General features: G+C 67.9%; 11 protein-coding genes and 1 pseudogene. 8 read left to right on the top strand and 4 right to left on the bottom strand.

Annotated elements, in window-relative coordinates; genetic code table 11:
* Positions 1–316: 316 nt before the first annotated feature.
* The 8 genes and pseudogenes from R3E10_19300 (at position 317) to R3E10_19265 (ending at position 6,337) form a co-directional block, all read left to right on the top strand.
* A pseudogene (locus R3E10_19300) lies at positions 317–517 on the top strand (FAD-dependent oxidoreductase).
* Positions 518–660: 143 nt separating this feature from the next.
* Complete coding sequence (locus tag R3E10_19295; GenBank protein MEZ4417910.1) at positions 661–1,365, top strand: TVP38/TMEM64 family protein; 705 nt, start codon at positions 661–663, stop codon at positions 1,363–1,365.
* A 176-nt stretch (positions 1,366–1,541) separates the two neighbouring features.
* The gene (locus R3E10_19290) at positions 1,542–1,943 is read left to right on the top strand and encodes a hypothetical protein (GenBank protein MEZ4417909.1); all 402 of its coding nucleotides are present in this window, start codon (positions 1,542–1,544) and stop codon (positions 1,941–1,943) included.
* Between the two features lie 139 nt (positions 1,944–2,082).
* Positions 2,083–2,607, top strand: coding sequence for an ECF-type sigma factor (locus R3E10_19285; protein MEZ4417908.1), 525 nt, complete (start codon positions 2,083–2,085; stop codon positions 2,605–2,607).
* Between the two features lie 193 nt (positions 2,608–2,800).
* A complete protein-coding gene (locus tag R3E10_19280) occupies positions 2,801–3,304 on the top strand; it encodes a hypothetical protein (protein ID MEZ4417907.1) in 504 nt (167 codons plus the stop codon).
* A 126-nt stretch (positions 3,305–3,430) separates the two neighbouring features.
* Positions 3,431–4,657, top strand: coding sequence for a membrane dipeptidase (locus tag R3E10_19275; GenBank protein MEZ4417906.1), 1,227 nt, complete (start codon positions 3,431–3,433; stop codon positions 4,655–4,657).
* Positions 4,654–4,851, top strand: coding sequence for a hypothetical protein (locus R3E10_19270; protein MEZ4417905.1), 198 nt, complete (start codon positions 4,654–4,656; stop codon positions 4,849–4,851). Before R3E10_19275 ends, R3E10_19270 begins: the two co-directional genes overlap by 4 nt.
* A gap of 1 nt (position 4,852) precedes the next feature.
* Positions 4,853–6,337, top strand: a complete 1,485-nt coding sequence (locus tag R3E10_19265) for a sodium/proline symporter (GenBank protein MEZ4417904.1) — start codon at positions 4,853–4,855, stop codon at positions 6,335–6,337.
* A gap of 23 nt (positions 6,338–6,360) precedes the next feature.
* Here the strand turns inward: R3E10_19265 and R3E10_19260 are convergent, their stop codons facing one another.
* The 4 genes from R3E10_19260 to R3E10_19245 all read right to left on the bottom strand — a co-directional run bounded on the left by R3E10_19260 (position 6,361) and on the right by R3E10_19245 (position 11,358).
* Positions 6,361–6,948 (bottom strand): YdeI/OmpD-associated family protein, encoded by a 588-nt coding sequence (locus tag R3E10_19260; GenBank protein MEZ4417903.1) that lies wholly within the window; start codon positions 6,946–6,948, stop codon positions 6,361–6,363.
* A complete protein-coding gene (locus tag R3E10_19255; GenBank protein ID MEZ4417902.1) occupies positions 6,930–8,435 on the bottom strand; it encodes a hypothetical protein in 1,506 nt (501 codons plus the stop codon). Before R3E10_19255 ends, R3E10_19260 begins: the two co-directional genes overlap by 19 nt.
* A gap of 333 nt (positions 8,436–8,768) precedes the next feature.
* Positions 8,769–10,196 (bottom strand): hypothetical protein, encoded by a 1,428-nt coding sequence (locus tag R3E10_19250; GenBank protein MEZ4417901.1) that lies wholly within the window; start codon positions 10,194–10,196, stop codon positions 8,769–8,771.
* A 121-nt stretch (positions 10,197–10,317) separates the two neighbouring features.
* Positions 10,318–11,358: a threonine aldolase family protein gene (locus R3E10_19245; protein MEZ4417900.1), complete on the bottom strand. Its 1,041-nt coding sequence runs from the start codon at positions 11,356–11,358 to the stop codon at positions 10,318–10,320.
* Between the last annotated feature and the right edge of the window lie 6 nt (positions 11,359–11,364).

The following is an 11,364-nucleotide window of genomic DNA, read 5'->3' as shown; positions in this document are numbered from 1 at the left end:
TCGATTTGCGTTAGGGCGGTGCTGAGGGCCTTCTTCTTCTGATCGTTCATATCGACGGCAGGCATCGTGGGCTGACTCCTCCGGAACGGCCGCGGAAACCCTCCGGCGGCGCCCGCGCTGGGGCCCGGAATCCGGAGTGCGAAGACAACCTAGTCGACCCGAAGAGAAAGCGAAACCCCCTCCCCGAGCCCCAGGAACGAGGGAAAGCTAAAGGCGGCCCCGGGGCCTCGCCATTCGAGCTTGGGCACGCGGCCGGAGGGGGGCGCGGGACCTGGAACTCCCCGCTGCAGGGGTGGGTTTCGCAGGCCGGGTCGGCATGTGGAAGCAGGGGGCTGCGTTGGAGAACGAGTTCGATATCGTCGCGGTCGGCGGTGGGACCGCGGGGCTGGTGACGGCCGCCGGCGCCGCGTATCTGGGGGCACGCGTCGCCCTGGTGGAGCGCGAACGCCTGGGAGGCGATCGCCTCTGGACCGGGTGCGTGCCCTCCAAGGCACTCCTGGCCTCCGCCAGACACGCCCACGGGCTCGGCATCGCGGCTCTGTCCAACACGATGTTCCCGTACCCGACCCGCATGGAGGCATGGAGACGGGCCGCCGACGGATTCCGGCGGGCGCAACTCGACATGTGGAAGGGAGCGCTGTTGCGGAAGGTGGTGCGGTCGTGGACCTAGGGGGGCGACCTCCAGGTCTGGGGCGACTGCTCGCCCTGGTGACGCTGCTGCTCGCAGTCGCTGCGGGGGCGCGCCTGCTCCCCCTCGGTGACCTCCTCTCTGCACCGGGCGTCCTGAGCATCGTGGGGAGCGCCCGCGACTCGTGGTGGGGACCGTCGGCCTTCGTCGCAGCGTACGCGCTCTCCACCGCCGTGGCGCTCCCCGCCACCGCGTTCACCTTGGCCGGCGGCGCACTCTACGGATTCGGCTGGGGACTGCTCTGGAACTCGCTCGGCGCGAACCTCGGCGCCACCCTGGCGTTCTATCTGGCTCGCGGGCTCGGGCGCGACGGCCTGCTGCGCTTGGTCGGCGACCGGCGCGAGGCGCTGGACCGTGCAACCGAGGCGCATGGGTTTGTCGCGGTTCTCACCATGCGGCTCGTCCCGCTCTTTCCGTTCGCCGTCGTGAACTACGCGGGAGGACTGGCCGGCATGCCGTGGTCCCGCTATGGCCTCGCCACGCTGGTGGGCGGCCTCCCGGCCACCGCGATCTACACGTTCTTCGCAGACGCCTTGCTGCAGGGCTCGCGGGAAGCCTCTCGGGAGGCCTGGATTCGTGCGCTGCTCGCCGGAGTGCTGCTCGTGGCGCTGGGCGCGCTGCCCCCGCTGGCCCGACGTCTGCGCGGTGCCCGCCCCGCGGGTGCGCGCCGTCCCTAGCCGGAGCGGGCCGCGCCCCGTTCGGGTCCGGGCCCGGCGAGCCCCCCGCTGTCAGCACGAGTTCACGGCCGCCGGCTCCCTCCGACCCGACCCAAGGGGCTCCTGCCTGATGGCGCGGAGCTTGCACCTCTTCCCGCCCGTACGTAGGAACGGGCTCCCCACGCCCCCGAATACCCATGGAACGCCGCGAACGTCTCCGCTTCGACGATTTCAGCTACGAAGTCTTTGCCAACGGCCAATGCCTGGCCCGGCTCAGCCTGGAGCTCCAGGGGGACCGCTTTCAGGGGGCCTCCGAAGGCACGCACACGCTGGAGGGTCGCCTCAGGGTCGGAGCGCTGGCCGCGGTGCAGGCCGCCGAAGCTGCGACGGCCAATCGGATCGCCCTGGAGCTGCTCGGCGTCAAGGCGGTGCGGGCCTTCGATCAGTGGATCGTCATCGTTTCCATCCGGGGTCGATCCGGGGAGCACAGCTACCGACTGCTGGGATCGTTCGCCACCGACGAAGCCGACGCCGCACGCGGTGCGGCGATGGCCGTGCTGGACGCGACCAATCGGATCCTGGAGAAGTACCTGAACTGAGCACCGGCGGCGGCCAGGGAATCCTGGCGAGTCGAGAAGAAGCGCGGCCCTTCCTGGCCGCGACCGCACGCCGGTCCTACTCTTGGGGCGCGCTACCGGCCCTCCCGGGCCCTCCTCCGCTCCCCGAATCGCCCGCGCCATGCCGCCAGGCCCTCCACCCGACCTCGACGAGTTGTTCAGCCTCGCCTATGAAGAGCTCCGGCGCTTGGCTACCTCGATCCAGCGATCCCGTCCCACCGAGACGCTGAATCCGACCGCTCTGGTCAACGAGGCCTACCTGAAGCTGGCGCGCTCGCGGGAGCTCAATCCCGAGAGCCTGCTGCATTTCAAACGGATCGCGGCGCGGGCCATGCGCCAGGTGCTGGTGGAGGCAGCCCGCCGACGCTCGACGCGGAAACGGGGCGCCGATGTGGCCCTGGTCACGTTCGACGAAGCGGCTGCCGCCGGTCAGACCCATGCGGAGGACCTCCTGGCTCTGGACCTGGCCATGACGGACCTGTCCCGGCTGAACGGGCGCCAATCGGACATCGTGGAGTGCCGCTTCTTCGCTGGATTCGACGTCGCCGAGACCGCTGACATCCTGGGCGTGTCCAAGTCGACCGTCGAGCGGGAATGGCGCGCTGCCCGGGCCTGGTTGGCGCGCGAGCTGCGCTCTCGCACCTGAAGGTTCGTCTTCTGGACCGGCACCACCCCCGCGCCCGCGGGGTGCTTGCTTGCCTCGCCTCTCCTGACGGTCGCACGCGTACTTCCGCGTAATGCATCACAGCCGGGTTGATCCGGCCGTCGGTCGGACCCCAGGCGCAGACGGGGAGCCACCCCATCACCCGGTCCCGACGCTCAACCAGAGGAAGGCTACCGTGCTTCGATCCACTCCCACCCGAGTGGCCGCTTTGGTGGCGGCCGCGCTCGCGTGTGCCCCGTTGGCGGGCGCCGCTCAGGATTCCCCCTACAGCATCGGCTTCCAGAGCTCCTGGCCTTCGTACGGGCTGAGCGGTCGCTACGACGCCAGTGATCAGATTCAACTGCAGGCCGTCGTGGGCGCGCTCGGCGAAGTGACCAATTTCTCGGGGCGCGTCAACTACGACTTCCAGGACAAGGAGAAGTACGACGTCTACGGCTACGGCGCCGTCGGCATGTGGCGCTACGCGTACAGCATCCTGGGAGTGAGCGACGCGGAGACGACCATCGGACTCGGAGGCGGGGCGGGTTTCGAGTTCGACCTGCAGGAGGCCTTCTCGCCGGATGACGACAGCTTCCCACCCCTCTTCTGGTCGTTGGAGGCCGGCTTCGTCCTCGCCAGCTTCGACAACTACAACTGGTCCCCCTTCGTCTTCGGCGGCGGAATCCACTACCACTTCTAGTCCTCCCGCGCTGCAGCGGGAGGGGCCGCCCGCCCTCCCGCTGCAGCTCCGCCTCCGCCCGCCTTGTCCTGATCCGCAGCGGCAGGTCTATTGCCCGGACCTCACCAGCGGACGGGAGCTCCGAGCATGGGCACGGGAAAGCGCAAGCGCTACTCGGGATATCGATCGTTCGACTACCTGCGCGCAACGCGTGACTTTCGCGAATTCGACCTGATCGACGGCGCGTCTCCCTTCGAACCCTATCTGCTCCCGCTCTCGGCGGAACAGGAAGTGCGCGTGGAGGAGCTGGCCACGCGGCTGGTCATGATCTCCTTGCACGAGCATCCGCACCTCTTCCCCAAGCGAGCCGACGAGATCCGACCGTACGACCAGGAAGCGCGCGTCGCGACGGCCTACGAGGCGCTATCCGATTCCTACTGGGATTGCGTCTTCGACAACTTCCAGGACGGCGCCTCCTTCATCACGTCGAAGAATGGCTGGAAGTGGAGCGACGTCATCTACGACATGGGCATGCGCCTGTGTGACCTCGCCCACCAGGACTTCCTCATCCGGTGTGAGAAGGTCGACGACATCCATCGCGCGCACCGGGAGGGCCGCATCGCCCTGGTACCCGCGCAGGAAGGCGCGGCCATGATCGAGAACGAGCTGGATCGCATCGAGATCCTGTACGGAATCGGGTTGAGGGTGTTGGGCATCACCTACAGTGAGTCCAACGCGCTGGGCAGCGGCTTGAAGGAAAGTCGCGATGGGGGCCTGACCGCCTTCGGCCGCAAGGCGGTGGCGCGTATGAACGAGGTAGGCATGGCCATCGACTGCGCCCATACCAGCGACCAGACCGCCATCGACACCGCTCGCGAAAGCAGCAAGCCGATCTTCCTCACACATACGGGCGCGCGTGGCCTCTGGAACATCAAGCGTCTGGCCTCGGACGAGGTGATTCGTACGGTCGCGGGCGAAGGTGGCGTCATCGGCATCGAAGCTGCGCCGCACACCACGGTCTCCGCGAAGCACCCGCGGCACGACCTGGAGTCCTTCATGGAGCACTTCGAGTACGTGGCCGACCTGGTCGGCATCGAGCACGTGGCGTTCGGTCCGGACACGCTCTACGGCGATCACGTCGGCCTGCACCAGGTCTACACCGCCCAACTGTCCATCGGGGATTCGCACCGGGCCGAGTCCGGGGAGGCGAGTCCTACCTACGAACGGGTCGCGTATGTGAAGGGCGTAGAGAATCCGACGGAGGCTTCCAAGAACATCCTCCGCTGGCTGGTAGCGCACGGGTATTCGGAGTCGGACATGGCCAAGGTGCTGGGAGAGAACATCCTCAGGGTGCTCGAGGACGCCTGGCAGTGACGCCCATCCGCCCCCGCACCCCCTGGGTCACCTTTCTGTTGATGGCGCTCTTCCTGGTGGGAGGAAGCGTGGCGCTGGTGCTGGACTGGCCGGCCGGGCCCGCGCACCTCGACTGGGGCGTGTGGTTGCTGATCTACGGGGGCTACCCGTTCGTGGTCGGCGCGGCGCTCTTCTACGTCCGCACCGGCAAGTAGCGTGGCCGGCACAGCGGTCTACTCCGCCATCCTGGTGGTCTATTTCCTGGTGCTGCTGGGAGCGGGGCTCTGGTTCAACCGACGCCAGGGTTCCCGGCAGGAGTACTTCCTGGCGCGGGGGAAGCTGGGACCAGCCACCGTCGGCTTTTCATACTCCGCCACGCAGATGAGCGGCAGCTCCTACATGGGCGCCGTGGGCACGGAGCGGGTCTTGGGCTACAACTTCTCGCCCGGAGGCGTCTCGTCCGCCGCGGCCGCCTGGTTCACCTACGTCCTCGTAGGGGAAAGGCTACGGCGCGTCTCCGATCGCGTCCGTTTGACCACGCTGGTCGACGTCTTCGAAGCGCGCTACTACGGCCGACGGATCGGGGGCCTCGCGACCGCGATCATGTTGATCGCGTTCATTCCCTTGATCGCGGCCCAGCTCAAGGCCGCCAGCAACGTCTTCGAGGTTCTGCTCGGACTTCCCTACCTGACCGGTCTCTTCCTCTTCGGCGGCATCGTGATCCTCTACACGGTGGTGGGTGGGATGCACGCCGTCGCGTGGACCGACCTGGTGCAGGGGACCATCATGGTGTTGGGCTTCGCATTGTTGGCGCCGGTGGCGGTCTCCCGCGCCGGGGGATTCGCCGAGATGCACCTGCGCTACGCGGCCCTCAATCCCGAGGGCATTCACTTCCTGGGCGGCATGCCCGCGCTGTGGGTGGTCTCCTCCTTCCTGGTGTGGGGCTTCTTCCAGATCGGCGGCGCTCCCGCGGCCGTGACCCGATTCTTGATCCCGGACGACGCCGACACGCTGAGGCGGGCCCTGGTCTATTCCATCGGGTTCTCGAGCTTCGTGTTCGTCTGCGGCACCTTGATCGCGATCGCCTCCGGCGTGCTGCTCCCCGAGCTGGATCGCCCGGACTTGGCACTTCCCACCCTGGTCTCGATGCTTCTGCCACCGGCGTTGGGGGGACTCATCGTCGCCGCCGTCCTGGGTGCCACGATGTCCACCATCGACTCGGTGCTGCTCCTGGCCAGCTCGCTCGTGGTCGAGAATCTCGTGGTGCCTCTCAGCCGGAGGGCCATCGACACGGAGCGTGGCGTTCGGATCGCGCGCCTGTCGACGCTGGCGTTGGGACTGGCAGCCGTGCTGGTCGCGATCGATCCCCCTGCCACGATCTTCTGGATCGTGACGATGGCCTTCAGCCTCATGGCCTCCGCCTTCACGTTTCCGCTGTTGCTCGGCCTCTGGTGGCCGCGCGCCACTCAGGCGGGAGCGCTGGCGGGGATGACCGGAGGGGCGCTTGCCTGCGTGGGGTGGTACGGGCTGGGGTATCTCACCACGGGCTCGTTCGAGAATTGGGTCGGGGGCATCTGGCCGGCACTCTTCGGGCCGGCGCTCTCCCTGGGGCTGATGGTGGTGGTGAGCCGGTTGTCCCCACCACCCCCGCAGACGGTCCTCGACCTGTTCTTTTCGGAGAGCGCGCCGACGGGCCCTTGAGGTCCGCGCCCGCCGACGGCGGGTCAGCGCCGCATCTCTTTGATGCGAAATCCCGCCGCCGAGTCCTCGATCAAGCGATCCAGGCGTCGGAGGCGGGTCTCTTCCCGCCTGGCGCTGACCACCCACCAGGTGACGGCCTTCCGGTAGGAGGCTGTCTCGCCGCCGAAGTGCTTCCAGGCCCTCCGGTTCGCGCGGAAGCGCTTCTCCAACTCCGGGGGCAAGGCAATCTCGTCCTGTTCGAAGGAGTAGCGGCGGCTCAGATGCTCCTTCCTCCGCTCGTAGGCGTCCTTCCCCGCGCGGCGCACGAGACCCCCCTCGAGGAGCACCTCCATGCGGCGGAGGTTCCGGTCGCTCCAGACACTCGCGTCCCTTCGTGGGGTGAAGCGGATCGTGTAGGCCTCGGCGCCCAGGGAGCGGCGTACACCGTCGATCCATCCGAAGCACAGCGCCTGATCCACCGATTCGGGCCAGGTCAAGCTGGGCTTGCCCGTGCTCTTCTTGTGATAGCCCACCCACAACTCCGTTGCCGACCGGTGGTGCGTGGCCAGCCAGGTGCGGAACTCGGCGGGCGAGGTGAAGAAGTGGGGCTCGGTCACGATGCGGGACGACACATTCCTTCCCAGCCTTGCTCGCACGCCAGAGCCAGCAGGCGTCCCGGGTCTCGTTCTCGGAGGGCCGGCTTGGTGCCCCTGAGGACGATGGGAAGATCGGCCAGCGTGGGGGACTCGCGTACCCAGTCCCCCCGCCCCGCTGCCGCCCGGCGTGCGTTTTCGCAGGCTGGCTCGAAGCCGCCGTCGCACCCTCGGGAGAAATGCAGCCGCGGGTCCTGGCGCAGAGCGGCCGCCTGGATTCCCACTTCATTACACGCCCAGCCCGACCCGTTGTTGCAGTAGGCCAGCGTGAGGAAGGTGGCATAGTCGCAGGCCCTCTCGCTGCCTTGCGCACACGCGTTCGCCCAGAACGGCAGGTACTGCCCGGGGTGACGATCCCCGAGGGCCCGGGTTCCGATCAAGGCCACGAACACCAGCGTCCAGATGCCGGCCCAGAGCGTGTTGCGCCGCGCCGGGGTCAGTGTTCGTCCCACGCGTGACGGATCGAGCGCACGGAGGCCGCCCTTCGCCACCACCCCGTCGATGCCGCGCACGGTCAGGTTCATGAGCGGCACCGGGAGCAGCTTGTCATAGAAGGTCGGGATGCCCCCCCGGGTCAGGAGGACGTAGAAGACCAGCGTGCCCAGAGCATACAGCACTCCGAACCCGACCCGCCCCAGCTCCGAGCGGGGGGACGTGGAGGGATCGGTGAACAAGAGATGCATGCCGAGGAAGACTGGAACGGGAATGAAGGAGTCGTAGAAGAAGTACGTCCCGGTCGCCTGGAAATAGGCCCACCCGAACACGACCATGGTGACCACAGCCGCCAGCGTCATGCGTGCCACACCGAACAGGAGTTGTCCGGGTAGCGCGGCGAGGAAGATCGCCAGGTAGATGAATGGCGGATCGTGCTGCGTGTTGGCGATCAGGTTGCCGAAGGTGATGTCCGACGCTCCCGTAGCGATGAGCACCATCGAGACGAGCGCCAGCGGGAACGACGACGGGTTGAAGATGTGCGCGGAACGGCCGTCACGCGTCCAACGGATCAGCTCTTTCCCCAGGTAACCGACGGCGATCATGGCGAACTGGAAATGGAACCACTCGGGGCGGAACCACAGGAAGAGATTGATGCTGCCAATCACCGGGAGCGGCCCAAACCCGAGCGAGTAGCGGTCGCGTCGCGACCAGGTCAGCAAGGCGTCGACCGCATAGGCGAAGAGCACCTGCGCGAAGAGCAAGGGCAGGTACGCGTACACGACCCGCACATACCACCCCCACCAGGCGTAGACGACGATCTGCGCCAGGGCCTGCACCCAATGGTGTTTGTAGAGGGCAAAGCCGAGTGTAAACGTGCGTCCCTGGCGTCGAGCCGAGACCAGCAGGGCCAGCGCCCAAAGACCGGCGACACCGGCGGCGGAGAGGCACGCGCGCAAGAGGAGCCCCTGTCCGGCCAGGACCGACCATCCGAACAGAGCCAGCGCCAGGGCGAACCCCAGGGGCAGCAACACAGCCCGTCCAGGGCTGAGCGCCCGCTCCGGCCAGGGCGTCTGTGGTGGGCCGGCCGCGGAGACCGGGGCGCCGTCCGGGTTCGAAGAGGGGGGAGCCGTTTTCATGGCCTACCAAGGGCTGGGTCATCGGGCTGGCGACGGAAGCCTGCCCCCGAGGATCGTTCCCGAAGGTAGCCCGCCCTGCCCGACGAGCAATGTCCGTGTGGACGTGGCGGAACCCCGCGCTCCCTGGAAAGGAAGACACCACGGGAGGGTCATTGCCCGCAGGGTGCCAAAAGAAAGGGGGCCCGCCCCGTCAGGAACGGACCCCCACCTCTCTAGGCAGACCGTGCGCTAGCCGCGCGTCCGCTGCAGGCCCGACTGATAGGCCTGCCAGACCCCCGGTCGCACCGGCACATACACCGTTTGGTACGGGGTGGACCCTCCGCGATCCGCGAAGAGCGGCACACCGTTGAACTCACCCACCTGCATGATGTCGTTACAGGATAGGCGCACCTCGCCACCCGACTTGGAGTAGCGACGGCGCTCGAAGGTCACCGCCTCGTCGTTCTCGAACCAGCTGGCGCCCTCGGCATACGTTCCGGCGAACACAACGCCCGGCCGCAACTGACGGACCGACACACGCTGCGGGCCGACCAACGTGTCGCCCTGTGCGGTGACGAGCACCGTCTCGGTGGCACCGGTCGCCAGACAGATCGGCGTCGACGTCCCGGTCGGGAGCGGCGGCGCGACCGTGCGCTCCACGACCACCGTGTCCGGCGGAGGCGCTGGCAGCACGATGGTGTCGGGCATGGGCCGATCCAGCAGTCCGGGCTTGCACAGGCCACCCGTCTGCGGGCAGAGAGCCACCGAGCCGAGCACGCCGAACTTCTTGGACCGGTAGATCGAAGTCTCCTCAGCGTAGTTCGCGCCGAGCAGGAAGCCACCGATGCGGAAGCCGCCGAAGTCCGCTTGGGCGCCCAGGTTGATGTCGAAGCCGTTCCACTCACCGATCAGGTTGAGCAGGCTCGTCTCGCCCAGCGCCATATGGAGGGCCGCGCCGGTGAACCACCCTTCCGAGTCCACGAACGAATACCAGGGAAGCTGGTCGCCGTCCTTGAACATCCCGGCACCCCACCCGAGCGCGAACGTGAAGTCGTGCTCCGGCAGAACGTCGGAGTCGAAGCCGCGCAGCTGCGCCGTTCCGACCACGTAAGGCGTGAAGGCGGTACTGACGTCGTCCCTACCGCTACCGGGATAGGTCTCCACCAAACGGGCGTCCGGATAGCCGAGCCGGCCCGGTTGATAGTCGTCGCGAGAGGTCCCGTCGAAGGACGGCGGCGTCACGTAACGCGCGCCCACAGCCAGACCCAGACCCTGCGCTTCCGGGCGGATGAGGGCGACCCGGCCGAAGGCACCCACCATGGTGCCACCCTGCTCGGCATCCGAGAAGTTTTGAACGGTGACACCGGCTTCGACACGGTCGAAGAGACCGATCGCTACAGACGCGTCCGACAACCATTTGTCGAACGATCCGCCGCGGCCGACGATGTCGCCGCGGGCGTTGGTCTGGACCATGCGGTCGATGCTGACTGGGAATCCCGAATAGGTCCCGACGATGGCCATGTGCGGGAGAACGCTGGCGACCGGCACGTCGAGAAGACCCGAGCCGTAACGGAGCGTGCTCGGCACCTTCGTGCTCTGGGCCGCGAGCGAACTCGTGGTGGCGAGCGCCACCGTGAGGACCATCGCCCCGGAGAATACTCCCCGAGCGATCTTCATGGGAATGGAACCTCCGTCTCAGTGTAGTTGCCGTAGACCCTGCCCCTCGGGGGCGAGACATGCGGCCTAACCCCTTCCGGGGCTTGGCCAAAAGCTAACCGCAGGTCCACTCTCAAGCCAGTCAAGGACTTGCCCCCTCCGCCGTCAGGACGTCCCCCACGAGGGTAACGACACGCTCGACGTCCGCCAGCGCGAAATCTCGGTGGGTCACAGCCCGCACCCGTCGTTCCCCGAAGCGGCTGAGGCGCACGCCCCGGCGAGCGAGGCTGTCCAGGACCGACTCCGTGGGGGGTGCCTCGTCCATGAGGTCGATCATCACGACGTTGGTCTCGGGCTCCGTGACCCGGAGCGATGGGATGCGGGCGAACCCACACGCCAGCAGGCGAGCCTTTTCGTGGTCCTCGGACAACAAAGGGAGATTGCGCTCGAGCGCGAAGAGACCTGCAGCCGCCAGCATCCCGGACTGACGCAGGCCGCCACCCATCCGACGCCGGACGCGCCACGCTTCGTCGATCAAGGCTTCCGATCCCGCCAGCACGCTCCCCACCGGGCAACCCAGCCCCTTCGATAGGGTGACCATCACGGTGTCCGCGAGCGCGCCCCACTCGCGAAGGGCGCATCCCGTGGCCACGTGGGCGTGCCACAGGCGAGCTCCGTCCAGATGCACGGCCAGCTTCCGCTCGCGGGCCCAGCCGACGAGCTCCTGGAACCGCGCGACGGGGAGCACGGCGCCCCCCGCGGAGAGGTGGGTGTTCTCCAACTCGAGGATCGAGACCCGGGGAACCAGACGCGAGGGCGGGCGCCATGCCGCATCCAGGGCGGCCACCGTCAGCCGGCCACGCTCGCCCGGCACGCCCCGGAGCTGCAACCCGGAATGCGCGGCGGCCGCCGCCTCTTCCCAGGTCAGGACGTGGGCATCCTGCTCACACAACACCTCGGTCCCTGGAGGTCCGAGGACGGCCAGCGCCGTCTGGTTGGCCATGATTCCGCTGGGAAAGAAGAGCGCGCGTTCCTGACCCAGGAGCACCGCCAGACGCTCTTCGAGGGCCCTGGTGGTGGGATCGCCGTCGAGGACGTCGTCGCCCACCGCGGCCTCCGCCATGGCGGCGCGCATGGCCGCGTCCGGGCGGGTGACCGTATCGCTGCGCAGGTCGAAGACCATGTGCGG

It is taken from the genome of Gemmatimonadota bacterium (assembly GCA_041390105.1).
Lineage (GTDB): Bacteria > Gemmatimonadota > Gemmatimonadetes > Longimicrobiales > Gaopeijiaceae > JAGQIF01.
The sequence above is the reverse complement of the archived record's forward strand: the minus strand, read 5'-3'. Positions and strand labels throughout refer to the sequence as shown.

Bases quoted from the DNA above. Each gene is read 5' to 3' on its own strand.
- R3E10_19290 (MEZ4417909.1), top strand. From the start codon at position 1,542: ATGGAACGCCGCGAACGTCTCCGCTTCGACGATTTCAGCTACGAAGTC.
- R3E10_19285 (MEZ4417908.1), top strand. From the start codon at position 2,083: ATGCCGCCAGGCCCTCCACCCGACCTCGACGAGTTGTTCAGCCTCGCC.
- R3E10_19245 (MEZ4417900.1), bottom strand. From the start codon at position 11,358: ATGGTCTTCGACCTGCGCAGCGATACGGTCACCCGCCCGGACGCGGCC.
- R3E10_19275 (MEZ4417906.1), top strand. From the start codon at position 3,431: ATGGGCACGGGAAAGCGCAAGCGCTACTCGGGATATCGATCGTTCGAC.
- R3E10_19250 (MEZ4417901.1), bottom strand. From the start codon at position 10,196: ATGAAGATCGCTCGGGGAGTATTCTCCGGGGCGATGGTCCTCACGGTG.